This is a genomic window from Helicobacter anseris (assembly GCF_003364335.1).
Taxonomy (GTDB): domain Bacteria; phylum Campylobacterota; class Campylobacteria; order Campylobacterales; family Helicobacteraceae; genus Helicobacter_H; species Helicobacter_H anseris.
Genome location: NZ_NXLX01000001.1, coordinates 123,534 through 147,659 on the forward strand (window position 1 = coordinate 123,534; position 24,126 = coordinate 147,659).

The following is a 24,126-nucleotide window of genomic DNA, read 5'->3' on the forward strand; positions in this document are numbered from 1 at the left end:
CATCAATCACTTTAAATACTTATTGACAAAAGCCACTTTCACATTGATTGAGTGTTTGAGAGTTTAGTGGCGTCAGGCTTCCTCTAGCACTCGCTCCATCTCCAGAGCAATCATAAAATGATAATAACGCAGAGAGATTCCCCTCAAAAGCATTTCTAGGAGTTACTTGTATAGCAGAAATTGCTACCAAGTTTCTACCATCAGCCAAATGCATTCTAATCATTGCAGGATCTCTAGTAGGTGCCATTCCTCCTACAAAAGTTTCATAATCAATTTCTGCAAGATTCACAGGCACTACACGCACACCTTGAGAAGAGCTCAAAACAGGTTGGATATGTGCTCCCAAAGTCCCAGTTTCATCTCTTCTAAAGCTAATAACCATCCAAGTGCTACCACTAGGAGCAGATAGAATTCTTTGGATTTCGTTATTGATACTACTCTCATCTCGTGCTAGTCCATTATAGACAAAGTCATATTGCCCCAAAGTCATATCCAAAGTGCCTCTGACTACCCGCATCGTTCTATCAAGTATATCTTCTCCTTCAAATAGTGAAAATCCTTGCACATATGCAAAATATTGATAATTTGTAAAAAGATTGGGGAATAGACTGTGAAAAGAGATAAAAGGGTCTGTGTTGGGATTGTATGCAAAAAGATGAGGGGTAACAGGTAGATTAGGATACATTCCCAAGAGTTGGTATATCATCTCCATTGTTTGCAAGAAGCAAACTCCACATCCACCTACAGAAGTTCTCTCAGGGTTTTGAAAATCTGTGCTAATACCAATAGAATAAAGCAGTCTTAGCCAATCTTCATCAAAATTATAATCACTTGGGAATTTTACAGGATTGGTTTTGATTTTGTTTGCACCAGGACTTGGGCAATAATCTAGATTTTTAGAAAGATTTCCACCTAAAAATTTATAATAAGTGCGCAAGAAAGGATCTAGCACAAAATATGAAGTAGGGTGATTTGTCACATCTTGCTGGATATAAGAGCTATTTACTGTATATAAACTACCCCAATTTGGACCATATCTAGGAGTTCGCAGTATGTGTTGATTAGAATCTAAAAATGCACTTCCCAAATCAGCCTGATAAACCATATCCCATTTGAGATTATTTGCGCTATCTGTATCTAGGCACATATCTGTAGAAATCCAATTCCAAGAGCTAGTTTTGGTGGAATTGGAGATAATGCACTCAAATCTTCCTTCTATTTGATTAAAAGTAAAAAGATGTTTATTTTCTGGATTGTAGAAGAAATATATAGGCTCTTCACTACCTTTAATCTCTTTGCCAACAAAGTTTCTTTTGTCTTTGTAATACCATCCAATTGTGGTTTTGATATTAAGAGAATGCACTTGAGCTTTTGTTTCTACCCATTGTTTCATATTAGGGATAAGACTATGATCATAGTAGTCATTGGGATTACGAGAAATATAAAGATAGTATTTATAATCTTTGATTCTATAATTTCCTACCTTGCTATAAAAGCCACCATCTTTAAAATACCAAACTTGTGAGGGATCATTTATTGCACAAGGACGCAATCTAATATAATCCCATTCTTCTTGTTTGTTTAAAACAGAATAAGGTGCAGATAGACAAAGCCAAGTATCGCGACCAACATGCAAGGAAATTCTACGCAATACATCATATCTAGCTAGTGTTTGATACCTACAATTTTCTAAACTCACATAGCTTTCATTGGCGGTAAAAGTTGGGGCATAACAATATTCACTACCATTATGAGCTTTGATTCTAATAGCCCTATCTTGCGGTTTATCTGCTGGTTGTTGTATGACTTTTGGAATAGCTGAAATTTTTTTTGTTTGAGATTTATCCGGAACAAGACTATTTGTTTTAGCCGGGATGATAGTGTTTTTATCATCTTTTGCAAAGAGATTTGTGGTTAAAAATAATAAACATGTAAAAAGCATAAGTATTGATTTTCTAAAAAATATCATTTTAATATCCTAATGTTTGAGATTAAAACATTATATAAAAAAGTTAAGATTTTTCTATTAGATATCACTATTTAAATTTTATTAGATATCACTCTATACAATGCACGCATAATTTTAAAAAAAGGATACAAGATGAGTAAAAAAGTTTTAATCCCTCTAGCAGATGGCTTTGAGGAAGCAGAATTTATCGGTATAGCAGATGTTTTAAGAAGAGCAAGTGAAATGCACAAAGATTTAGAAATTATCATCGCATCTTTAGATGATAAGCTTTTGGTAAAAGGTGCAAATGGTATTTTTATCCAAGCAGATACGACGCTAGATTCTCTAGATTTGTCATCTCTTGAGGCTATTGCTCTTGCAGGTGGATATGGTGGTATGAATAATCTCAAGAATTCTTCAAAGATTATCCAAATTATCAAAGATTTACACTCAAAAAATAAGCTTGTAGCGGCTATCTGTGCTTCTCCTATGGTATTAAATCACGCAGGAGTATTGCAAGGTGATTTTACTTGCTATCCAGGTTGTGAGGCAGGCTTGAATGGAAATAGAGTAAATCAAGCAGTGGTTGTAAATGGTAATGTTATCACTTCAGCAGGACCAGCTACTGCAATTTTATTTGGATTGGAAATTGTGCGTTATCTAGTAGGAGAGGAAACTTACAAGGCACTTTATGAAGGCTTGCTTATCCCTCTGACAAAATAATACTTCAAAAGATAGAATCTTTATGATTCTATCTTATAAATCTAGCAATGTTTGCTCTAAAACTTCTTTGATATCTCTTACGCTAATGATTTCTAGCTCTTCTAGCACCTCTTGAGGAATATCGCTCAAATCTCTTTCATAATTTTTTTGAGGAATTAGCACTTTTTGCATTCCTGCTTTATGTGCAGCGATAAGTTTTTCTTTCAATCCCCCAATAGGCAAGACACTGCCACTAAGTGTGAGCTCTCCAGTCATTGCAATTTTAGAATAAATTTTTTTATTGGTGAGGATAGAAGCAATCACGCTTGCCATAGCAATCCCTGCGCTAGGACCATCTTTTGGTGTAGCACCTTCAGGGACATGTAAGTGGATATCATAGAGATTATAGATTTGTTCAGGATTCTTATCTTTTTTCTTTTCTTTTTTGAGATTGAAAAATTTTTCATCAATCAATACTTTGATGACAGAAAAAGCAATATGTGCGGATTCTTTCATCACGTCTCCTAGACTTCCAGTAAGCTTGAGATTTCCTTTACCTCTGATTTTGATAGCTTCTATTTTTAGCACATCTCCGCCTACACTTGTCCAAGCAAGCCCATTGATGATACCTACTTTGTCCTCATTATCACTTTTTTCTATCTCAAAGACAATCTTATCAAGATATTGTGCGAGATTATCAGGAGTGATACTAATCTTTTTTGCTTTTTCTTGCAAAATTTCTTTTGCTGCTTTTCTTGCTAGAGTGGCAATTTTTCTACGTAAGTTTCTTACTCCTGCTTCTCTTGTATATTTTTCTATCATTAAAGTGATAGCATCATTGCTGATTTGTATTTCAGAGGTTTTTAGCCCGTGTTTTTTTAATTCTTGAGGAATGAGATATTTTTTTGCAATTTGCTCTTTTTCTTGCGGGGTATAGCTTGAAACCTCTATAAATTCCATACGATCACGCAATGGTGCTGGAATATTTGATATGTCATTTGCTGTAGCGATAAAAACAACTTGAGAAAGATCTACATTGAAATTTGCATAGTAATCTCTAAAGTTAGTATTTTGCTCAGGATCTAAAATCTCTAGCAATGCACTTGTAGGATCTCCTCTCATACTGCGACCTACTTTATCAATCTCATCAAGCACAACTACAGGATTCATTTCTTTAGCTTCAATAAGCCCTTGTATGATTCTTCCAGGCATTGCACCAAGATAAGTGCGTCTATGTCCTCTAAGCTCATTTACATCTTCCAATCCTCCAAGTGCTATACGAACCAAAGGGCGTCCTATGGCTTTTGCGATAGAATTTGCAAGGCTTGTTTTTCCTACCCCAGGAGGACCAAAGAAACAAAGTATAGTGCCAATATTTTTATCTTCTTTTTGCTCTCTTTTGGCTAAGAGTTCTTTTACTGCAAAAAATTCGATAATTCTTTCTTTTGGTTTGATGAGTGAGAAATGATCTGCATTGAGTTGTTTTTCCACATTGCTAATAGCAGGCTTCTTTTTGGAAAATTTTCCAAATGGGATTTCTAAGACCCACTCAATATAATTTTGTATTACATTTGCTTCAGAGCTATCTTGGTGCATTTTGCTAAGTCTATCAATCTGCTTTTTTATCTCTTTATAAGTATCTTCATAGACAAAAGCCTTGATAGATTCTAATTTTTTATTGTAATTTTCAATTTCCTCATCTCTTTGTTTGTCTAATCCTAATTCTTTTTGGATTTGCTTGAGTTGTTCTCTCAGGAAATATTCTTTATTAGTTTGCTCCATTTTTGTATGGACTTTATTTTTGATTTCTTTTTGAAGTTTTTGAGTTTGGGTTTCTTCAATCACAAAATCAATAAGCATTAGCAATCTTTTTTCTGTGTCATTGCTTGCAAAGAGGTGATAAGATTGATCCTTTTTTAGTCGCAGTATAGAAGCAATGAGATCTACAATACGATTTGGCTCTTCATTTTCATCGATAGTTTTTAAGATATCAGGGGGGAAAAATTGACTAATATTTGCCAAATGACGCACTTTTTCTCTCAATACAGCCATAATCGCAGAGATTTTTTCTTCATCAAAATCCTTATAAGTGATGATATCTACAACACCTTCTAGAGGATCAGCATTTTCTATTGAGAGTATTTTGCCTTTTGTGATTCCTTGAAAGAGAATCTTTACTTTGCCATCAGGAAGATTTACTTTTCGCATAATACTACCAATGACACCCACATCATAAAAACTCTGTGCATCTTTTGTGCTTTGCTTTGTGCTTTTTGCACATCCAACAAAGACAGGTTCTTTGTTTTCTAAGGCTTTGTTGATTGCCTTTATGTTTGCACTATCAGAGATAAAAATAGGTGCAATCATAAAGGGATACATAAAGCTTTCTTCTTCAATAATGATGGGTATGATTGAAGGGAATTTTTTTTGGTTTATTAGTTGCATTTTTGCTCCTACCAGTTAAAGATTTTTACATACCAAGGTATATGAGATGGAGTGGGCTTACTCTCTTCTTCCAATGTATTATCAATGCGATTTAAATAAAGTTCTTTTGCATCTGTCTTTTTTTGTTTGGAATAAACATTTGCAATTGCTTTGTTTAGTTCATTTTGCCCAAGGGTAAGGCGCATTTGTATGGTTTTTGCTAATTCGTAATATCTGCTATTTGGAAACTTGATAAGAAAATTTTCTGCTTCTGATACAGAATTTTCTAAAAATTCTTGATCTTTGCTGTAATTGATAAATGCTAAATAATGAGTTTTGAGTTTTAAGAAAGCAATATAATCTAATACATCTTGTGTGCCGTAGCGTTTCAAATATTCATCAAAATAATAATCTGCCAAAATAAACTCTTTTGCATCAATATGAGCTTGCCCAAGGATTAGCATTGCATCAGGGAGTAGGGGAGAATTGATGTGCTCACTTTGCAATGAAGAAAAGAAATTATCAGCATTTTCTAGACTACCTACTTTGATTTCTTTAAGTATTGCTTGATACCAATATGAAGCTGGTTTGTTGTATTCATTGTCTTTAGAAGAGCAACCAAAAAAGAGCGTAAAAATAACAAAAGAAATAAGAAAAAATAAAGTATTTTTCAAAAACTACTCCAGAATCTGTGCTTGTGATTGAAAATTATATTATGAAAAAGTTAAGAAAAATGACAGAAACTTTGTTTTTTAAGTTGATTTTTGAGTGTAAAATTGGATAGAATAGCAACTATATTGAAAATCTAGGTATGTCGGATATCGGTATTTTAGGGGTAAAAAGATGATTTTTGAGGTAAAATCTCCAATTTTAGGCTTTGAAAAAGTAAAAAAAATGAAGCTAGAAAAGATTGATGAAGTGTTTGTGCGTTTGAGTAATGCTGAGGATAATTCCCCTGTTTTTACGCTTATCAATCCATATGTGCTCAGAGAGTATGAGTTTGAGGTTCCTGAAGCAGTAAAATTACTTTTAGATTTAGAAAATGCTAAGAATGTGTTTATTGCAAATATAATGGTAATACAATCTCCAATACAAGATTCTACGGTAAATTTTTTAGCACCTGTTGTATTTAATTTTGACAATCAAACAATGGCTCAAGTAGTTTTAGATAGCTTGAAATATCCAAATTATCATCTTGCAGATCCTATTTCAACATACTACAAAGACGAAAAAGTCGCAAATAATATTGAGAAGATAGGTGAATAAACAAAAGATTCTATTTGTTGGCTATGGCAATATGGCCTTAGCCATTATTCAAGGTTTTATTCACTCCAATCTTTATAAACTTTATAATATAGAAGTTTGCGGTCGCAATACCAAATGCGCCTTAGAATTTATCTCCGCTAATAATCTAAATAATTTTGTAACCATCTATAATGCTAATAATATGCTAGATATTGAAAATAAAATTGTTTTTTTGTGTATCAAGCCAAATGGTTTGTCTAGTTTTGTTTTTAATGGACAGGCAAGAGGTGTTGTTAGTGTGATGGCTGGAGTAAAAATTTCTGTGCTTAGAGAAAATATAAGATCCTACGGCTATGCAAGAGTGATGCCAAATACTGCTGCAAAATATCAAAAATCTTCAAGTGCTATGTATATAGAGGATTTGGATATTGAGGTTTATAAAAATATGATTGAGAGTTTTGGTAGGGTGGTCTTGGTTGATAGGGAAGATTTGATTGATGCATCTATTGCCACAAGTGGAAGTGCTCCTGCTTTTGTGGCAATGATGGCGCAAGCTTTAATGGATTCTGGTGTGAGAGAGGGATTGGGTTGTGTGCAAAGTCAAGAGCTTGTAAGAGGAATGTTTGAGGGTTTTGCATTGCTTTTAAGGGATAAAAAACCTCAAGAAATTATCGATGAGGTTGCAAGTCCAGCGGGCACAACAATTGAGGGTTTAAGTGTATTAGAATCTAAAGCCTTTAAAGGCATTGTAATGGAAGCTTCGCATAAAGCAGTAATGAAAGCCAAAGGGAAAGGTTAATTTCCCTGATTTTCTTTTTTATATGCAAATTTGACATAAATAGATAATCCGACAAGTAGTGTTGAAACTCCACCTATAAGATAAACAGCATAGAGTATTTTATCTGGTTCGCTAATTGCAAATTTAAAAACAAGCATTAAAGATTCAATAGCAAGTGCAATAATGATTGAGCCTAGAAATCTAACCATAGTTTGTTGGAGTGTTTGTGCATTGTTTTCTGTATTTTTGCCTAAAACTTCGCTCTCAAAAATTGCTTTTACTAAATCAAAAATTGCTAGAGCTAGGGTAAGTTGGATAATAGCTTTAAAGATTTCATCAATGTCAAAATTTTTAAAATGTCCTAATGCTATATAAAAACTAAATGCACCCTTACAAAACAAAAGCAAGCAAACTAAGGTAAGACAAACAGAAAGTAGTCCATAAATACCTATGCTGATATTTGCACAAAAGTTAGAAAATTTTGATGGAGCTGATATGCTTATGGCAGTTTTTAGAGCCAAGTCAATGCATACGACATAAATAAGCTCATGGTTTTGATTATACACAGGATAAGAAGCAGTAACTACTAGTTTTCCACTATTGCTTGTAGGATAAGGATTTGTAATAATGCATTTTCCCTCCCGCACAGCTTCATAATAAAAAGCCCTATCAGAAAAGTTTTCTGTGCAAGCAATTCCATTGGCACTTATTTCATTACCAGTAGCATCTAGGATATAGATTGCATCAAAAGCTTCTATTTCATCTTTAATTTTCTCGATACCATTTAAAACATTCTTGAGATTTGTGCTAGGCATATAATTTTGAATATTTTGTGTAAAGAGGTAACACATATAAGCACGCAGTTCATAACGTATTTTTCTATAAACTAAAATATCTTTTGATAGCATTTTGCACCTTTGTCAAAAATTTTTTTTAGTATTTTACTGAAACATCTAAAAGTTAGTATATAAAGATTTGCATTTCATTATTAAAGGAACCTGTGGTAGAATCAAAACCTTTTTAAAAAGATTGCAAACAAGGAATAACATTGCTTTATTATCTTTATTCAGAATTTGGAATTAATGTTTTTCGTTATATAACTTTTCGTGCAGGTATTAGCTTTTTTTTAGCTTTTTTTCTTTGTGTTGTTTTAATGCCATATTTTATTGCTTGGGCAAAGAAGCATAAGGCAAGTCAGCCAATCTCTGAGTTTGTTCCTGCTCATAAGGCAAAGAGCAATACTCCAACAATGGGAGGAATTGTTTTTGTTTTTAGTGCAACTTTTGCTTCTCTTGTAAGTGCGCAAATTACTAATAGTTTTGTGATTTTGGCATTGATTGCAATGGTAGGGTTTTGTTTTATAGGAGGGGTTGATGATAATGCAAAGATTAGTGCAAGAAATAATAGTGGAATGAGTGCTAGGGTAAAAATGCTATCACTTTTTATCCTCTCTCTTGCAATTGCTTTGTATTTAAGCTATGCAATTGGTTTGGATTCTAGTTTATATATACCTTTTATGAAAAAACCATTACTTTATCTTGGGGATATCCCTTGGGCAACTACTATCTTTTGGATTTTGGTATTTTTGGCTACTACAAATGCAGTAAATATTACAGATGGTCTTGATGGATTAGCCACTGTTCCTAGTATTTGTGCCCTACTTTCTCTTTCTATTTTTGTATATATTGCTGGAAACTATGAATTGGCAAATTATCTTTTATGGCCAAGAGTAGTGGATGCTGGAGAATTGTTTGTAGTGTCAGTGGCATTGATTGGGGCACTCTTTGGATTTTTGTGGTATAACTCACATCCAGCACAAGTATTTATGGGTGATAGTGGAAGTCTAGCAGTCGGAGGTTTTATTGCTTATATGGCGATTGTCTCTAATAACGAGATTTTATTGATTTTAATAGGTTCTATTTTTGTTATCGAGACATTTTCTGTAATTTTGCAAATAGGAAGCTATAAGACCAGAAAAAAGAAAGTGTTTTTAATGGCACCAATCCATCATCATTTTGAAAAAAAAGGTTGGGCAGAAAATAAAATTATTGTGAGATTTTGGATTGTTGCTATATTGAGCAATATTATTGCACTAATGAGTTTAAAAATTAGATGAGAAAATTTTTAATCATTGGTTATGGTGTAACTACCAAGCCTCTAGTAGCATTTTTGAACACACAAAATATAGGTTGTGAGATTTATGATGATAAATTTCAAGAGGTTATACAAGAGGACAAGAATCTCTTTTTGCCTGCTTGTAACTTTAAGGACACAAAAACAGAACTTACAATTACAAGTCCAGGCATTCCTCCTTATCATCCTCTTATTGTTAAAGCAAAAAATCTTATAAGTGAATATGATTTTTTTTATGATTTATTAAAAGAAAGGCCTTTAAGCGTATGGATTAGTGGGACAAATGGAAAAACGACTACCACACAGATGCTAGAATTTTTATTAAAAGATAAAGGTGCAAAAAGTGGAGGGAATATAGGATATCCATTGACAGAGCTTTATTTGCAAAAAGCTCCCATTTGGATTCTAGAAACTAGCTCATTTATGCTTCATTACACAAAAAGAGCCATTCCTGATATCTATGTTTTATTGCCAATAAGAGAGGATCATATCAGTTGGCATGGGAGTTTTGATGAGTATATTACGGCAAAATTAACTCCTCTTAAAAGAATGCAAGAGCATCACATTGCTTTAATACCTCAAGAATTAGCAAATCATAAGATTTGTAAAAATGCTAAAGCAAAAATTATTTTTTATACATCAAGTCAGGCATTAGCAGAACAAATGGATATAGATATACAAAATTTGGTTTTTAAAGAACCTTTTTTATTAGATAGTCTTTTGGCTTTGAGTGTAGAAAAAATACTTTTTAAAAATGCTAGTATCCAATTATTAAATAAGTTTAGTATTGGTGAGCACAGAATTGAGGAATTTTATGATTCTCAAAAGAGACTTTGGGTTGATGATAGCAAGGGAACTAATGTAGATGCCACCTGTGAGGCAATTAAACGCTATAAAGATTCTAAAATCCTCTTGATTTTGGGAGGTGATGATAAGGGGGCAAATCAGGAGCCTATATTTGAACTGATAAAAAATTTGGATATTAAGATTTTTCTTATTGGAAGTAACGCAGATAAGTTAGAAAATTTAGCAAAGCAATATAATATTCAGTATCACAAGAGTATGGAGCTAAAAAATGCAGTTTCTATTATCAAGCAAGAAAGAAGTCATAAAGATGTTGCCTTACTTAGCCCAGCTGCTGCTAGTTTAGATCAATTTGAATCTTATAAGCAAAGAGGTGAAATTTTTCAACAACTTGCTCTTCAGGTGTGAAAATGCAATTTTCTGAAGAATTATTAAGTTTTTTTGAAGCTATAGGCAAAAAACAAGAATATAAAAAAAATGCCATTTTGTTTTATGAGGGGCAAAAACCAAAGGATTTATACTTGCTTTTAAAGGGATGTGTGCGACTTTATAAGACAGATGAAGCAGGGCTAGTTATTAACATTCATTTTTTGCAAAGTCCTAGCTTTATAGCAGAAATGCCTGTTTTTGAAGGATTGTTATATCCTGCTAGTGCAAGTTTTGAAAGTGATAGTGTGGTTTTAAAAATTGATTTCCAAAAGTTTAAAGAAAAGCTTTTTGCACATCAAGAAATTTGTATGCTTTTTATCAAATCTTTGATGCTTAAAATAAAATTTTTGGAGTATTCTATCAATCAGAATTTTACAATGAGCGTAAGGCTTCGCTTCATTAAGTTTATTATTGGTCGCAAGGCGGAGCTTGAGAATTTTGCTCAAAAAGAAATTGCTAGATTTATCAATACAACTCCTGAAACACTTTCTAGAACAATAAAAAAACTTAAAGAAGAAAGATTGATTGATACTTGTAGTGGCAAGATAAAGATACTGGATTTAGAGGCCTTGAAACAATGTTTGTGAGATTTTGCTGTTGTATATTATTTTTGTTTTATTGTGTTTTTGGGAATCAAGCAAAAGTTGATTATGAAAATTTGGATTTAAAGTATTATCCTTACATTGTTTTTTATGGAGCTGCCACAGATGATGAGATATCAAGTGTTATAAAGGCTATTGATAAGGGTGAGGAAAAGACAGGATTGTTTTTGGGGGCAAATTTAGGTGGAATGAGCGTTGTGTCTAATCAAATCGATGATGAGAAATATGCATTTGCTTATGGTGTGCGTTTGGGCTATCAGTCATTTTTGCCTTCATTTTTTGATAGATTATCAAAAGCTGGGGTTTTTGGAAAAAGAATCTATGTCCAATATATTTCATCAATGTCTAACAATGGGATTTTTGGTCGTGATAAGTTTTCTTCAATTTTAATTGGCGGAGATATTCTTTTGGAATTTCCTGTGATTAAAAATGTAGATTTGGGAATTATTGTTGGAACAGGTGTTGGAAGTATGACTTACAACTCTCGCGCAGATTCTGATTTTTCTTTTTTGTTAAATATGGGTATTGGAACTTCTTTTTTAGAGCATCATCGTATGGATTTTGAGATGAAGATTCTTACCAATAGTAGTGTTGATTGGTTTGGGGCATTATTTATGATTGGATATGGCTATGTATTTTAGAGTTGTAATATTTTTTATATTTAGTCTTTTTGCTTGGTGCAATGAGGTAGAAAATGATATTTCAGAAAAACAAAAGGAGATTTATTTTTTAAAAGGACAGCTCTGGAATATAGAAGAGCAAAAAAAGAATCAAGAAAATTTAAAGCTTAAAAATGGCTTTTTTGTGGGAGCTACTATTGGGAATAGTGCTTTTGAAATAAAAAATATTTTTTCAAATGTTTACCACCCTTTTTTGTTTGGCATAAGAGGAGGATATCAAAAATTTTTTGAAAATACACAAGCTGGGTTTCGGGCATATTTGGATTATTTGATTGGTGCTGGTTTTGTAGAAAGTGATAAATATATCTATCAAAATGCAACAGTAAATTTTGATGTAATGGCTGATGTAATGTTTGATAAAAATAAAAAGTATGGCATTGGTTTTTTTGGTGGCTATGGTATGGGTATTTTAAGCACTCAGCTTGAATATACAAAAAGCTTTTTAGATTTGGGCTTATTTGTAAATTTTGGTATTAGTGTTATTTTGGATATTAGACATCGCATCGATTTGCATTTAAAGGTGCCACCAATTAAAAATTTTGGAAATACTTTAAGTACAAAAAACTTGTATCTTATTACATATTACTACAATTTTTAGGATTGCAATGAAGAGAATAATATTTTTTCTATCTTTTTATTTTCATTTTATGATTGCTTTTGATGGTTTAGATTCTCAATATGCTTCAGAACAAGATTTAAAAGAGAAATTAGACACAGAGATTGAAAGATTGCAACAAGAGATTGGATCTTATGGTTATGAGCCTCAAGATAAAATTTTAAAGCAACAAGAGATTTTAAAACAAAAAGATTTTTATTTAAAAAATGGATTTTTTCTAGGAATCTCAATAGGTATGGGAACTATTTATAATGCCTATGATGATGGCAAATATAATAGAAAAAATAATGTTGAGGGTGCAAGTAATACAGGAGTTTTATTGCAAAACTTTGATACTAGTGCAACAGAGTTTCTTTTTGGGGGCAAGATGGGATATCAAAATTTCTTTTCTGAGTATTTTGGAACAAGGATTTATGGAGATGCTCTTTTGGGTAGTGGAACTATAAAATATCATAGCAACTCCATTGGAAAAAATACTTATATGCTAGGAGCATTGAATTTTGATTTTTTGGGGGAATATCCTATCGGTAAAAAATTTGATGTTGGGGTATTTTTAGGATTTGGCTTTGGAATAATGTTGATGAGTGAAGAAGGTAAAAATATAAATGAGTTATTGCTTGATAAAAGTTTTGTAAGTGAAAATATCTTATGGAAGAATTTTTTGCAAATTGATTATGCTTTTAATATTGGTTGTAATATTTCTTATCTCAAAAAACATCGCTTTGAATTTGGTCTTAAGGTTCCTGTGAGTTTTTTGCGTCTAGGACTAGAAAAGACAGCTATATATTCCAATGGTAGTGAAGAAAAAGAATTAATGTCTCAAGATATTGATTTTAAACGATCAAGTTTTTTTACTCTTGGTTATATTTATGTATTTTAATTTTTTAGTGTAAAATTCCCTAGTTATAAATAGGAGAGTGGCAGTTGCGTTTAAAATTTTTATTTCAAATGATTATTCTTGCAGGAATAGGTTTTTTTGGCTATTGGATTTACCACTCAAAGTTTTTTGAAAAAGTTCCTCCAAAAGTAAAGCTTGTAACTCAAATAGGTTCAGAAGAAAAACTTGTCACTGAGGGGGAAGCTTTTTGGAATTTTAATCGTGATATGTCAATTTATATGAGTGATGAAAGTGGGATTAGAAGTTATAAAATATTAGCTAGAAATGCTGAGGGGAAGGTAATAGTAGATAAGCAAGAAGCTATTGTTAAGCGTCCAAAAAATATTAAAGTCGCCTTGCCAAAACCAAATATAATCCTTAAGGATAACGACAGGGTTTTTTATGAAATTATAGTAAATGATTGGAGTAATGCTAACTTCTTTGGTGGAAATACCACAAAGCTTCATTTTAATTTTACTATTGATACAGAAGCACCTATTGTGAGAATGATTGCTAGCTCATACAAAATATCCTATGGTGGGAGTGCATTGCTTATTTTTAAAATCAATGACAAAAGTACACAAGAAGTAATTGTGACAAATGGAACAGATGAATTTAGAGCTTTTCCTTTTTTAAAAGAAGGGTATTATGCAGTATTGATTGCTTGGCCTATTAAAAATAAAATTTTTGCAGGAACAATTACGGCAATTGATAAGGCTTGGAATGCAAAAAGAGTGGCTATACCTATTGTAAAAGATTCTAATATTAGATATCGTTTTTCAGATATTAAAATTACTGATCAGTTTTTAAATACAAAACTTGATGGTTTGATTGAAATTATAGGAGAGAGGTCTCCAAATAGTTTTGATAATTCTTTAGAAAAGTTTAAGTATATCAATGAATTGATACGCAGTAAAGATGAAAATATTATTTCCAGAATAACAGGCAATATCTCTCCTCAAGGTTATCTAAAACCTATGAATTTTAATGTTTTCTTGCCACTGAAAAAAAGTCAAGTAGTAGGGAGTTTTGGCGATCATAGGACCTATCTCTATAAGGATAGGAAGTTTTCAAAATCAATGCATTTGGGTTTAGATATTGCAAATTTTAAGCATGCACCAGTTATTAGCACAAATGCTGGTAAAGTTGTGTTTAATGGATTACTTGGTGTTTATGGTAACACAGTAATTGTTGATCACGGAGTTGGGTTGGCTTCATTATATTCGCATTTATCATCCTTTAGTTGCAAAAGTGGTCAAGAAATTCTAGCATATACTCAGATAGGGAATACGGGTCAGACTGGTTGGGCTTTTGGCGATCATTTGCATTTGGGTATATTGATACAAGGGCAACCAGTAAGAGTGGTAGAATGGATGGATGCAAAATGGATAAAAAATAATATTACAGATGTATTTTTAAGAGCACAAAATATTATAGAGGCAGAGAAATGATTCAGACCAAACAAAGAAGTATAAGAGTATTTGAAATTGATAATACAGACTTAGAAGAGTGTCTGGATTTTCTTCAAAAACACTCTTTATTGCTTAAAGATTATCTAATATTTTTTGCACATACACCCCAAAAAGAGCTTGAAGAGCTTGCTTTGCAATTAGGACTTACTTATTTTGTACCTAATCACTCCTTTGCACCCATAAAGGTTGAAAAAAGTAGAGAGGTAGAAAAATTAAAAATTATTTCAAAACCTGTTCGCAGTGGTGAGGATATTGAACACCAAGGAGATTTGATTATCTGTGATAATGTGCATAATGGTGCTAGGATTTCTGCAACCGGCTGTATTTCAATATTTGGTAATTGTGAAGGAAGAATTGAGTGCGATGGAGCATATTTGATTTTAAAAAATATTCATGCTAATCATATTATTTTTAATGGTCAAATTTTTTCAAAAGAGATGTTAGATAAGATAAATTCAAATCCTCAAAACTTAAAGCTTGTGATTAGAAATGGAGATTTTATCACCATTAAGGAATTAAAATGAAACAAAGAACGATTGCAAAGAAAGTAGAATTAGTTGGAATAGGGCTACATAAGGGGGTTCCTGTAAAAATGGTGCTAGAGCCTTTAGAAGCTGATAGTGGTATTGTGTTTTATAGAAGTGATTTGGGTGTAAGCATTCCTATGTGTCCCCAAAATGTTACAAATACAATGATGGCAACGGTATTAAGTAAGGGAGAGGCAAAAATCTCAACCATTGAGCATTTAATGTCTGCTGTTTATGCTTATGGTATTGATAATTTAAAGATATCAGTAGATAATGAAGAAATACCTATAATGGATGGTAGTTCTATTGGTTATTGTATGATTTTAGATGAGGCTGGAATAAGGGTTTTGGATGCAAATAGAAAGATTATGGCTATTAAAAAACCTATAGAAGTAAAAGATGGTGATAAATTTGTGCGTATAGAACCTAGCCAGCAAACTATTTTTGATTTTTCTATCGATTTTGCACATCCTGCAATTAGGCAACAAAGCTATAAATTTGTTTTTAGCAAGCAGGGGTATAAGGAGGAGATTGCTAGGGCTAGAACTTTTGGTTTTTTGCAAGATGTGAATTATTTGAGATCTCAAGGACTTGGTTTAGGTGGAAGTTTAAATAATTGTATTGTGCTTGATGAAAATGGAATCTTAAACAAAGAGGGATTAAGATATAAAGAAGAGTTTGTGCGTCATAAAATTTTAGATGCAATTGGTGATATGGCTATTTTGGGAATGCCACTTTTAGGAAGCTATGTTTCGTTTGCAGGAAGCCATAAGCTCAATTCTCTTTTAACAAAAAAAATTTTAGAAGAAGTTGATGCGTATGAATTGGTGGAAGAGACAGAAGAAGTCGCAATTATGGAATTGGTAAAAGAGTTTGAATAAAAAACAATCTGATTTGGTGCTAGTTGCCACAAAAACGGGGGTTTTGTATGGATTTTATGAGAATCTAATTCTTGTAGATTCTAAAAAAGAGACATTAAAAACATTGGATGCATTAACAAAACTTTGGTTAGAGGCTAAAGCCAAGGTTAGTGTAGAGCGTATTTTTTATGCAAGGGGTCCTGGAAGTTTGAGTGCAATAAAGCTCTTGCATATTTTTATACAAACACTTGTGGTTGTATCTGAAATAAAGGCATTTGCTGTGGATAGTTTTTATTTTAATAAGAAAGGGATAATTCATGCTTTTGGAAATCAATATTTTCAAAAAGATGAAAAAGGACAAATTGCTTTGATTGCAACAACAGCACAAGTAGGTGATGATGATTTTACTTTACCGCAAAAACTAATTCCTCAAGATTTTAATCAGCCTCTTGAACCTTTGTATGTTGTCCCACCAGTTTAATAAATTACAAAAGGAAGAAAATGATAATTAGTGTTCCTGCAACAAGCGCAAATTTAGGTCCTGGTTTTGATTGTTTGGGTTTGAGTTTAGATTTTAGAAATTATTTTTGTATAACAAATTCTTGTCTTCAAACCATTGATATTATCGGCGAGGGTGAAAATTTTAATAAATTGAAAGCAGATAATGTTTTTGTGAAAATTTTTTCAGAAAACTTAAAAAAAATGGGAATATCTGATCGAACTTTTGCTTTTGAATTTCGTAATAAGATTCCAATTTCAAGAGGACTTGGTAGTAGTTCAGCGGTAATTAGTGCAGCATTGGGTATGGCACACTTATTAAAATATGGAAAGATTGATAAACAAGAGATATTAAATCTTGCTTTGCAATATGAAAATCATCCAGATAACATTACCCCTGCAATTTTTGGAGGTTTTAATGTTGCTGTCGTGGATAATGGCAAGGTATTGCATTTAAAGCAGAATATATCAGATGATATTAGAGCTGTGGTAGTGATACCAAATAGGGCAATATCAACAAAATATTCAAGACAAACTTTGCCAAAAAAATATACCAATACTGATAGTGTGTATAATCTTTCACGATCTTCATTGATGTGTATGGCCTTTATGCAGGAGAAGTGGGATATGTTGCGTATAGCAAGTAAGGATAAGTTTCATCAATATCGTAGAATGAAGCAATATCCCGTATTGTTTGCTGTGCAAAAAGTAGCTTTAGAAAATGGTGCTTTAATGAGCACTCTATCTGGAAGTGGGTCTTCATTTTTAAATATTTGTTTTAAGGATGATGCGCAAAAAATATTAAAAGCAATGCAAGCGAGATTTTCAAATTTTAGAGTATTGGACTTGGCTTTTGATAATCAGGGCTTGCAAATAGAGAAAGAGTGAAATTTTAGATATAATGCCTCGTGTGATTTTTGAGAAAGATAAGCCCATAAGAATGTGCGTAGTTTGTCGCACTAGATTTATTCAAAGAGAATTGATTCGTTTAAAAGTTTTAAATGAAAAGTTAGTTTTTTTTGATGGTTTTGGCAGGAGTATTTATTTGTGCGTGGATTGTCTTGGGGATCTCAAAGTGCATCATAAACTTCAGAAATTAAAACAAATTTCAAAAGACAAAGAACAACTTTATTTAAATATTCAGGAGATAAGAGAAAAATGTCAGATAAAGTAAAGATATCAGAGGTTGCACAAGAGATAGGAAAAACTTCAAAAGAAGTTTTAGAGCTTGCAAAAGAATTGGGATTAAGCGTGAAGGCAGCTTCAAGTAGTGTAGATGTATCAACCGCAGAATTATTTATTAGTTTTTTTATGGGGCAATTAAGCAAAGATGAGTTGATGCAAAAATTTCAACCAAAAAAAGTTGAGAAAAAATCAAAAGAAACAAAGAGTAGTGCCAAGATTCCTAAAAATGATGAGGTGGAAAATAAAAAAGATATTCAAGAGATTAAAGAGCAGCAAGAAAATGTGCAACAACATGTAGCTAGGCGCACGGGTATTAGGATTGTAAAAAAACATAATGAAGAAGCCTTAGCGCCAAAACCAGAGGCAAAGAAAGCACATTACAGCGTTAAAGAAATGATGGATACTTTGAAAGAAGATTCTTCAGAAGTAAAAGTTGAGCAAAAAAAGAAAGTAAAGGTAAAGCAGCCTCAGGTTTCACACAAGCATAATGAGCAAAAGATTGATTTGCTTAAAGATAGAGAAATTTTAGATTATGAAGAAGAAGATAATGAAATTATGCTTTTTGATTTACATGAGCAAGAAATTATAGATGAAGAAAAAGATGCTCAAGTAAAGCAAGCAATGGTTGATCGAATTAAGGTTCAAAAAAAGAATCCTTGGATGAATGAGGGGGGAATTAGCCGTAAAAGTAAAAAGAAAAATAAGGCATTGCAAACAGAAAAAAAAGAAAATTTAGATAAGAAGGAAATAATAAATATACCTGAAGAAGTTCGTGTATATGAGTTTGCTGATTTGGCAGGTCTTAAGTTAAATGAAGTAGTAAAGGTTTTGTTTAATCTTGGCATGATGGTTACTAAAAATGATTTTTTAGATAAGGATGCTATTGAAATTTTATGTGAAGAATTTCAGATAAGTTTTAATCTGCAAAATAATACTGATGATTTTGCTTATTTTGATCAAGAAGATACGGAGCAAAATAGTGCAGATTTTGTTGTAAGACCTCCTGTTGTAACAATTATGGGGCATGTTGATCATGGTAAGACTTCTTTGCTAGATAAAATACGCAATAGTCGTATCGCAAGTGGGGAATCTGGGGGAATTACGCAACATATTGGTGCATATAGTGTTGAAAAAAATGGACATATGATTTCTTTTATCGATACTCCTGGACATGAAGCCTTTACAGAAATGAGAAGTCGTGGGGCTCAGATTACAGATATTGCAATTATAGTGGTAGCTGCTGATGATGGAGTAAAACAACAAACGATTGAGGCCTTTAATCATGCAAAAGCCGCTGGTGTTCAAATTATTGTTGCTATGAATAAAATTGATAAAGAAAATATCAATATTGATAAGCTTAAGGCTGAGTGTTCAGAGATTGGCTTTACTCCAAATGATTGGGGCGGTGAGTATGAGTTTATTGGCATTTCTGCAAAGACAGGAGAGGGAATTGAAACATTGCTTGAAACAATACTCATTCAAGCAGAAATTTTGGAGTTAAAAGCTAATCCTAAAAAGAGAGCAAAGGCTATAGTTTTAGAGGGTAGTATGGATAAGGGTAGAGGACCTGTTGCTACAGTGATTGTTCAGGACGGGACATTAAGAGTAGGGGATTCTATTGTAGCAGATACTACTTTTGGCCGTGTAAGGGCTTTGATTGATGATAAGGGTAAGAATATTCAAGAGCTCGGACCTTCTGGCGTTGCTGTTGTTGTAGGGTTGGGAGAGATTCCTAGTGCAGGCATTGTTTTAGCTAGTGTGGAGAGTGATGCTATTGCAAGGGAGTATGCACAAAAAAGAAGTGCGTATCTAAGACAAAAAGAGCTTTCAAAGACGACAAAGGTTTCTTTTGATGAGCTTGCAGAAATGGTTGCAAAAGGTAATTTAAAGTCTTTGCCTGTAATTGTTAAGGCAGATACTCAAGGAAGTCTTGAGGCAATTAAGGCAAGCTTGCTTAAATTAAATAACCAAGAGGTTGAAATCAATATTATTAGCTCTGGGGTTGGAGGTATATCAGAGAGTGATGTTTCTTTGGCTGCGGCCTCAAAAAATTGTATGATTTTAGGTTTTAATATTCGTCCAACAGGTGTTGTGAAAACAAAGAGCAAGGAGCTTGGCGTTGAGATAAAAACTTATTCAATTATCTATGCTTTAATTGATGATATTAAAGCGTTAGTATCTGGTATGATGTCTCCTGTATTTGAGGAAGAACACACCGGTCAAGCAGAAGTCAGAGAAACATTTAGTATTGCAAAAGTTGGGGTTATTGCTGGATGTATGGTTGTGGATGGCGTGATACAAAGAGGTATTAAAATACGCTTAATTAGAAATGGTGTTGTTATACATGAAGGTATTATTGCATCCTTAAAGCGCTTTAAAGATGATGTTAAAGAAGTCAATAAGGGTTATGAGTGCGGCATTATGCTTGAGAATTTTAATGATATTCAAGTAGGAGATGTATTTGAAACCTACAAAGAGATAGCCAAGGCTCAAAAAATTTAATCAATGAAAGATATAAAGATACAAAGAACACAATCTTTATTGCTTGAGCTTTTAAGTCAGGCTTTGGTAAATTTGAGTGATACTCGTATCAATAGCCTAACAATCACAGAAGTCCTCTGTTCTAGGGGTAAGCATAATGCAGATGTTTTTATTTTATTTGATACTCAAGATAAAGAAGAGCAAAAAAAACTATTGTCTTTATTGCAGAAGGCACAAGGAACTTTAAGAGAGTATGTTTTAAGCTCTAGTGGGTGGTTTAGGTGTCCTAAATTTTGCTTTAAGGCTGATGAGAGCTTTGGTCGTGTAAATAATCTAGATAGAATATTTGAAAAAATTAGTAAGTGATATATGGGGTGTGTATGGTAAGTTTGGAACTTGAGCAAAAAATTGAGAAAGTTATTCAGAGTTTTGGATTTGAACTTTATGATATTTCTTTTTTAAAAGAAAATAAGAATGATATTTTTAGAATCTCCATTGCTAGCAATACAAAAAGGGTTACACTTGATGTGTGTCAGGAAATTAGCGAAGTATTATCGCCATTGCTTGATGTATATATTCGTGATGATAAACCTTATTTTATGGAAGTAAGTTCTCCTGGTATTGAGAGGATATTAAAGACACCAAGACATTTTTCTTTGTCATTGAATCAAAAAGTTTTGGTTCGATTGGATAATAAAGAGGAATTTGAGGCAATTTTGAAAGATTTAAATGATGACAATGTGACTTTTGAGATTGATGGCGTTAATCAACAATACCCTTTTGATAGATTAAAAAAAGTTAAGACAATTTTGGAGTGGTAATATGAAAGTAACAATCAATACTTTACAAAAGAAAAAAAATATAGAGAAAATAACTGCTATAACTGCCTATGATGCACTTTTTGGCAGAATATTTGATGGAGAGGTTGATGTAATCTTAGTAGGGGATAGTCTTGCACAGAGTTTTTGTGGTTTTAGTGATACTTTGGCGATAGGCATTGATGAGATGATTTATCACACTAAGGCTGTTTGTAGAGCAGTAAAACAATCATTTGTTGTTGGAGATATGAGTTTTGGAAGTTATCAGAATCAAAGGGAAGCAATAAAAAATGCAGTGAGATTTTACAAAGAAACCAATGCTTCTGCTATAAAACTTGAGGGGGGATTAAATCGTGTTGGCATTGTAAAATCTATCATTGATGAGGGTATTGCGGTAATGGGACATATTGGGCTAATGCCTCAATTTGCAAGAAGTGAGGGGGGATATAAAATAAAGGGTAAAAATGAACTTGATGCACAAAGATTGATGGAAGAAGCATTAGCATTGCAAGAAGCTGGTGTTTTTGCAATTGTTTTAGAAGGTATAAAACAAGAAGTAGCTACACAAATTACTCAAATGCTTAAGATACCTACAATTGGTATAGGTAGTGGTGTTGATTGTGATGGACAAATCTTAGTTTGGAGTGATGCTTTTGGTTTCTTTAAAGATTTTAAACCAAAGTTTGTGCGTTATTATTTAGATGGTGAGGAATTATTAAAAAAAGCAATTAGAAGTTATACAGATGACGTAAAAACGAAAAGATTCCCAAGCATTGATGAAAGTTATTGATGGAAAAAATTTCCTTAGATACACGTATAAGCAATGTTGAGAAAATTAAATTTGAGGAGAGGGAAGAGAATGTTTTGCGTCCAAGTATATGGGAGGATTATGTAGGTCAAGAACAGATAAAAAAAAATCTTGATGTATTTATTAGAGCAAGCAAAAAAAGAGGAGAGGCTTTAGATCATATCCTTTTTTTTGGGCCACCAGGACTTGGAAAAACAACATTAAGTTACATTATTGCATCAAAAATGGAGACAAATATTAGGGTAACTGCTGCTCCACTGATTGAAAAATCAGGAGATTTAGCGGCAATAATGACAAATTTAAGTGAGGGGGATATTTTATTTATTGATGAGATTCATCGCTTATCTCCTGCAATTGAGGAGATCTTATATCCTGCTATGGAGGATTTTAGATTGGATATTATTATCGGATCTGGTCCTGCTGCTCAGACAATTAAAATTGATTTACCGCGTTTTACGCTTATTGGTGCTACGACACGCGCAGGGATGTTGAGTAATCCATTGAGAGATAGATTTGGTATGAATTTTAGAATGGAATTTTATACTAAAGAAGAGCTCGCATTGATTTTGCAAAAAGCAATTTTAAAACTTGGTAAAAGAATCTCAAATGAAAGTGCATATGAAATAGCAAAGAGGTCAAGAGGGACGCCAAGAATTGCTTTGAGGTTACTAAAGCGTGTAAGAGATTTTTCTGAGATAAATGATGAAGAGGAGATAGGTATAGAGACAACAAAGTATGCACTCAATGAACTTGGAATCAATGATTTTGGTTTTGATACTCTAGATTTGAGATATTTTGAAGTTTTGAAAAATGCTAAGGGGAAGCCTATGGGGTTAAGCACTATCTCTGCTGCAATGAGTGAGGATGAAATGACAATCGAAGAAGCCATTGAACCATTTTTACTTGCAAATGGTTTTATAGAAAAGACTGCAAAGGGTAGAATACTTACACATAAATTTTTTAATTCCCTTTAAAACTAATTTTGAGATAACTTTTTAGATACTTTTTAGTAGAATCTTTTTGTCTTTAAAAAGGAGAAGAAGAATGAAAAATGTTGTTGTGCTTGGTGCTGGTTATGGAAGTATTTCTTTTTTAAAAAAATTACACCCTAAGGTATTTGATTTTGCGAAAGTGACATTGATTAGTAAGTATGATTATCATTATATAAGCATATTGTTACATGAAGTTGTGGGAGGGATAAATAATGAGACTACTTTTTTAATAAGGGATATTATTCCTAATCAAGTTTGTTTTGTTAATGATGAGGTTGTTGAAATTACACAAGATAAAATTATTTGCAAAAATGAGCATTATGCGTATGACTATTTAGTGGTTGGACTTGGTTTTCAATCTGATGATTTTGGCATTCAAGGTGTTAAAGAGTTTAGTTTTCCTATAGAGGATTTTAAGAATGCATCTTTATTGAATCAAAAGATAGTGAGTCAAATTGATAGATACAAGCAAACAAAAGATGAAAGTGATTTGCGATTTATTGTTTGTGGTGGGGGTTTTAGTGGAATTGAAACAATAGGGGCTTTGCTTGTGGGATTAAAGCAAATTTGTTTGCAAAAATCAGTAGATTTTAATTTGGTGGAAATTGTATGTATAGAAGCAATGCTAGATATTTTGCCTATGTTTCCAAATGAACTTGTGAATAAAGCAAAAATATTTTTAAAAGATTGCGGAGTTAAGCTTGCTACAGGATGTAAGATTTTAAGATGTGAAAATCGCAGGGTAGTTGTTCAAGAAAGTGAAAAAGAGAGAATCTTTGATGGAGGATTGATTATTTGGACTGCTGGAGTGAAGGGGAATTTAGTAATTGAAAAATCAGAATTCTTTACATCTCATAGATCAAAAGTAGAAGTAGATTCTTATTTACAACCCATTGCTCAAAAGAACCAAGACTTAATGAAAAATATTTATATTATTGGTGATTGCTGCATGTTAAAAGACCCTGATACAAATAGATTCTATCCCCCAACAGGTCAGATTGCAATTAAACAAGGAGAGTATTTGGGAAAAGCATTTAGCAATAGAATTTTAGGTCTAGGAGTGGAAAAATTTACATATAAATCTCAAGGAACAGTGTGTTCTATAGGAGATAAATACGCGATAGGTCTAGTAGGAAAAAATAAAATTAGTGGTTTCTTTGCAATGAGACTAAAAAGGGTGATTGAGAAAAAGTGGTTATTTAAAATACTTGGGCTTAAAGGATTATTTAAATAATCCTTTAAAAGAT

At 32.7% G+C, this 24,126-nt stretch carries 25 protein-coding genes; 21 read left to right on the top strand and 4 right to left on the bottom strand.

Features of this window, described 5'->3' with window-relative positions:
* Positions 1 to 19: 19 nt before the first annotated feature.
* Positions 20 to 1,969 carry a DUF1561 family protein gene (locus tag CQA57_RS00625; protein ID WP_115578296.1) on the bottom strand — a complete coding sequence of 650 codons (1,950 nt, stop codon included), beginning with the start codon at positions 1,967 to 1,969 and terminating at the stop codon, positions 20 to 22.
* 132 nt (positions 1,970 to 2,101) lie between these two features.
* Between CQA57_RS00625 and CQA57_RS00630 the strand changes: the two genes are divergently transcribed.
* The gene (locus tag CQA57_RS00630; protein ID WP_115578297.1) at positions 2,102 to 2,671 is read left to right on the top strand and encodes a DJ-1 family glyoxalase III; all 570 of its coding nucleotides are present in this window, start codon (positions 2,102 to 2,104) and stop codon (positions 2,669 to 2,671) included.
* 33 nt (positions 2,672 to 2,704) lie between these two features.
* Here the strand turns inward: CQA57_RS00630 and lon are convergent, their stop codons facing one another.
* Together lon and CQA57_RS00640 are read right to left on the bottom strand one after the other, a co-directional pair.
* Positions 2,705 to 5,095 carry an endopeptidase La gene (gene lon, locus CQA57_RS00635; RefSeq protein ID WP_115578298.1) on the bottom strand — a complete coding sequence of 797 codons (2,391 nt, stop codon included), beginning with the start codon at positions 5,093 to 5,095 and terminating at the stop codon, positions 2,705 to 2,707.
* 8 nt (positions 5,096 to 5,103) lie between these two features.
* Positions 5,104 to 5,748, bottom strand: coding sequence for an outer membrane protein assembly factor BamD (locus tag CQA57_RS00640; protein WP_115578299.1), 645 nt, complete (start codon positions 5,746 to 5,748; stop codon positions 5,104 to 5,106).
* 169 nt (positions 5,749 to 5,917) lie between these two features.
* Between CQA57_RS00640 and fliW the strand changes: the two genes are divergently transcribed.
* Both fliW and proC read left to right on the top strand, forming a co-directional pair.
* Positions 5,918 to 6,340 (top strand): flagellar assembly protein FliW, encoded by a 423-nt coding sequence (gene fliW / locus CQA57_RS00645; protein WP_115578300.1) that lies wholly within the window; start codon positions 5,918 to 5,920, stop codon positions 6,338 to 6,340.
* Positions 6,333 to 7,118 (top strand): pyrroline-5-carboxylate reductase, encoded by a 786-nt coding sequence (gene proC, locus CQA57_RS00650; protein WP_115578301.1) that lies wholly within the window; start codon positions 6,333 to 6,335, stop codon positions 7,116 to 7,118. The genes fliW and proC overlap by 8 nt, the downstream gene beginning before the upstream one ends.
* Here the strand turns inward: proC and CQA57_RS00655 are convergent.
* Complete coding sequence (locus CQA57_RS00655) at positions 7,115 to 8,005, bottom strand: PDC sensor domain-containing protein (RefSeq protein WP_115578302.1); 891 nt, start codon at positions 8,003 to 8,005, stop codon at positions 7,115 to 7,117. The genes proC and CQA57_RS00655 overlap by 4 nt on opposite strands.
* 140 nt (positions 8,006 to 8,145) lie before the next feature.
* Between CQA57_RS00655 and mraY the strand changes: the two genes are divergently transcribed.
* The 18 genes from mraY (at position 8,146) to CQA57_RS00745 (ending at position 24,113) form a co-directional block, all read left to right on the top strand.
* A complete protein-coding gene (mraY, locus tag CQA57_RS00660) occupies positions 8,146 to 9,213 on the top strand; it encodes a phospho-N-acetylmuramoyl-pentapeptide-transferase (protein ID WP_115578303.1) in 1,068 nt (355 codons plus the stop codon).
* Entirely contained in the window at positions 9,210 to 10,442 is a 1,233-nt protein-coding gene (murD, locus tag CQA57_RS00665; protein ID WP_115578304.1) for a UDP-N-acetylmuramoyl-L-alanine--D-glutamate ligase, read from the top strand. The genes mraY and murD overlap by 4 nt, the downstream gene beginning before the upstream one ends.
* Positions 10,443 to 10,444: 2 nt before the next feature.
* A complete protein-coding gene (locus CQA57_RS00670) occupies positions 10,445 to 11,050 on the top strand; it encodes a Crp/Fnr family transcriptional regulator (RefSeq protein ID WP_115578305.1) in 606 nt (201 codons plus the stop codon).
* Positions 11,041 to 11,706 (top strand): hypothetical protein, encoded by a 666-nt coding sequence (locus CQA57_RS00675; protein ID WP_115578306.1) that lies wholly within the window; start codon positions 11,041 to 11,043, stop codon positions 11,704 to 11,706. The genes CQA57_RS00670 and CQA57_RS00675 overlap by 10 nt, the downstream gene beginning before the upstream one ends.
* Positions 11,696 to 12,343: an outer membrane beta-barrel protein gene (locus CQA57_RS00680; protein WP_170126788.1), complete on the top strand. Its 648-nt coding sequence runs from the start codon at positions 11,696 to 11,698 to the stop codon at positions 12,341 to 12,343. The genes CQA57_RS00675 and CQA57_RS00680 overlap by 11 nt, the downstream gene beginning before the upstream one ends.
* 7 nt (positions 12,344 to 12,350) lie before the next feature.
* Positions 12,351 to 13,241, top strand: coding sequence for an outer membrane beta-barrel protein (locus CQA57_RS00685; RefSeq protein ID WP_115578308.1), 891 nt, complete (start codon positions 12,351 to 12,353; stop codon positions 13,239 to 13,241).
* A gap of 44 nt (positions 13,242 to 13,285) precedes the next feature.
* Positions 13,286 to 14,689: a M23 family metallopeptidase gene (locus CQA57_RS00690; RefSeq protein ID WP_115578309.1), complete on the top strand. Its 1,404-nt coding sequence runs from the start codon at positions 13,286 to 13,288 to the stop codon at positions 14,687 to 14,689.
* Positions 14,686 to 15,234, top strand: a complete 549-nt coding sequence (locus tag CQA57_RS00695) for a septum site-determining protein MinC (RefSeq protein ID WP_115578310.1) — start codon at positions 14,686 to 14,688, stop codon at positions 15,232 to 15,234. Before CQA57_RS00690 ends, CQA57_RS00695 begins: the two co-directional genes overlap by 4 nt.
* Positions 15,231 to 16,118, top strand: coding sequence for a UDP-3-O-acyl-N-acetylglucosamine deacetylase (lpxC, locus tag CQA57_RS00700; protein WP_115578311.1), 888 nt, complete (start codon positions 15,231 to 15,233; stop codon positions 16,116 to 16,118). Before CQA57_RS00695 ends, lpxC begins: the two co-directional genes overlap by 4 nt.
* A complete protein-coding gene (locus CQA57_RS00705) occupies positions 16,111 to 16,578 on the top strand; it encodes a hypothetical protein (RefSeq protein ID WP_115578312.1) in 468 nt (155 codons plus the stop codon). The genes lpxC and CQA57_RS00705 overlap by 8 nt, the downstream gene beginning before the upstream one ends.
* A 20-nt stretch (positions 16,579 to 16,598) precedes the next feature.
* Entirely contained in the window at positions 16,599 to 17,483 is an 885-nt protein-coding gene (gene thrB, locus CQA57_RS00710; protein WP_115578313.1) for a homoserine kinase, read from the top strand.
* A gap of 13 nt (positions 17,484 to 17,496) precedes the next feature.
* Positions 17,497 to 17,769, top strand: coding sequence for a DUF448 domain-containing protein (locus CQA57_RS00715; protein ID WP_115578314.1), 273 nt, complete (start codon positions 17,497 to 17,499; stop codon positions 17,767 to 17,769).
* On the top strand, positions 17,754 to 20,282 hold the full coding sequence (gene infB / locus CQA57_RS00720) for a translation initiation factor IF-2 (RefSeq protein WP_115578315.1): 2,529 nt from the start codon (positions 17,754 to 17,756) through the stop codon (positions 20,280 to 20,282). The genes CQA57_RS00715 and infB overlap by 16 nt, the downstream gene beginning before the upstream one ends.
* A gap of 3 nt (positions 20,283 to 20,285) precedes the next feature.
* Positions 20,286 to 20,627 (top strand): 30S ribosome-binding factor RbfA, encoded by a 342-nt coding sequence (gene rbfA / locus CQA57_RS00725; RefSeq protein ID WP_115578316.1) that lies wholly within the window; start codon positions 20,286 to 20,288, stop codon positions 20,625 to 20,627.
* Positions 20,628 to 20,641: 14 nt separating this feature from the next.
* Entirely contained in the window at positions 20,642 to 21,082 is a 441-nt protein-coding gene (locus CQA57_RS00730; protein ID WP_115578317.1) for a ribosome maturation factor RimP, read from the top strand.
* A 1-nt stretch (position 21,083) separates the two neighbouring features.
* Complete coding sequence (panB, locus tag CQA57_RS00735; RefSeq protein WP_115578318.1) at positions 21,084 to 21,869, top strand: 3-methyl-2-oxobutanoate hydroxymethyltransferase; 786 nt, start codon at positions 21,084 to 21,086, stop codon at positions 21,867 to 21,869.
* A complete protein-coding gene (gene ruvB / locus CQA57_RS00740; protein WP_115578319.1) occupies positions 21,869 to 22,861 on the top strand; it encodes a Holliday junction branch migration DNA helicase RuvB in 993 nt (330 codons plus the stop codon). The genes panB and ruvB overlap by 1 nt, the downstream gene beginning before the upstream one ends.
* A gap of 70 nt (positions 22,862 to 22,931) precedes the next feature.
* Positions 22,932 to 24,113: an NAD(P)/FAD-dependent oxidoreductase gene (locus CQA57_RS00745; protein WP_115578320.1), complete on the top strand. Its 1,182-nt coding sequence runs from the start codon at positions 22,932 to 22,934 to the stop codon at positions 24,111 to 24,113.
* Positions 24,114 to 24,126: the final 13 nt, after the last annotated feature.

Bases quoted from the DNA above. Each gene is read 5' to 3' on its own strand.
- CQA57_RS00630 (WP_115578297.1), top strand. From the start codon at position 2,102: ATGAGTAAAAAAGTTTTAATCCCTCTAGCAGATGGCTTTGAGGAAGCA.
- murD (WP_115578304.1), top strand. From the start codon at position 9,210: ATGAGAAAATTTTTAATCATTGGTTATGGTGTAACTACCAAGCCTCTA.
- CQA57_RS00695 (WP_115578310.1), top strand. From the start codon at position 14,686: ATGATTCAGACCAAACAAAGAAGTATAAGAGTATTTGAAATTGATAAT.
- CQA57_RS00675 (WP_115578306.1), top strand. From the start codon at position 11,041: ATGTTTGTGAGATTTTGCTGTTGTATATTATTTTTGTTTTATTGTGTT.
- CQA57_RS00715 (WP_115578314.1), top strand. From the start codon at position 17,497: ATGCCTCGTGTGATTTTTGAGAAAGATAAGCCCATAAGAATGTGCGTA.
- thrB (WP_115578313.1), top strand. From the start codon at position 16,599: ATGATAATTAGTGTTCCTGCAACAAGCGCAAATTTAGGTCCTGGTTTT.
- ruvB (WP_115578319.1), top strand. From the start codon at position 21,869: ATGGAAAAAATTTCCTTAGATACACGTATAAGCAATGTTGAGAAAATT.
- CQA57_RS00685 (WP_115578308.1), top strand. From the start codon at position 12,351: ATGAAGAGAATAATATTTTTTCTATCTTTTTATTTTCATTTTATGATT.
- lpxC (WP_115578311.1), top strand. From the start codon at position 15,231: ATGAAACAAAGAACGATTGCAAAGAAAGTAGAATTAGTTGGAATAGGG.
- CQA57_RS00655 (WP_115578302.1), bottom strand. From the start codon at position 8,005: ATGCTATCAAAAGATATTTTAGTTTATAGAAAAATACGTTATGAACTG.
- CQA57_RS00625 (WP_115578296.1), bottom strand. From the start codon at position 1,969: ATGATATTTTTTAGAAAATCAATACTTATGCTTTTTACATGTTTATTA.
- lon (WP_115578298.1), bottom strand. From the start codon at position 5,095: ATGCAACTAATAAACCAAAAAAAATTCCCTTCAATCATACCCATCATT.
- rbfA (WP_115578316.1), top strand. From the start codon at position 20,286: ATGAAAGATATAAAGATACAAAGAACACAATCTTTATTGCTTGAGCTT.
- fliW (WP_115578300.1), top strand. From the start codon at position 5,918: ATGATTTTTGAGGTAAAATCTCCAATTTTAGGCTTTGAAAAAGTAAAA.
- CQA57_RS00745 (WP_115578320.1), top strand. From the start codon at position 22,932: ATGAAAAATGTTGTTGTGCTTGGTGCTGGTTATGGAAGTATTTCTTTT.
- infB (WP_115578315.1), top strand. From the start codon at position 17,754: ATGTCAGATAAAGTAAAGATATCAGAGGTTGCACAAGAGATAGGAAAA.
- CQA57_RS00670 (WP_115578305.1), top strand. From the start codon at position 10,445: ATGCAATTTTCTGAAGAATTATTAAGTTTTTTTGAAGCTATAGGCAAA.
- CQA57_RS00680 (WP_170126788.1), top strand. From the start codon at position 11,696: ATGTATTTTAGAGTTGTAATATTTTTTATATTTAGTCTTTTTGCTTGG.
- panB (WP_115578318.1), top strand. From the start codon at position 21,084: ATGAAAGTAACAATCAATACTTTACAAAAGAAAAAAAATATAGAGAAA.
- CQA57_RS00730 (WP_115578317.1), top strand. From the start codon at position 20,642: ATGGTAAGTTTGGAACTTGAGCAAAAAATTGAGAAAGTTATTCAGAGT.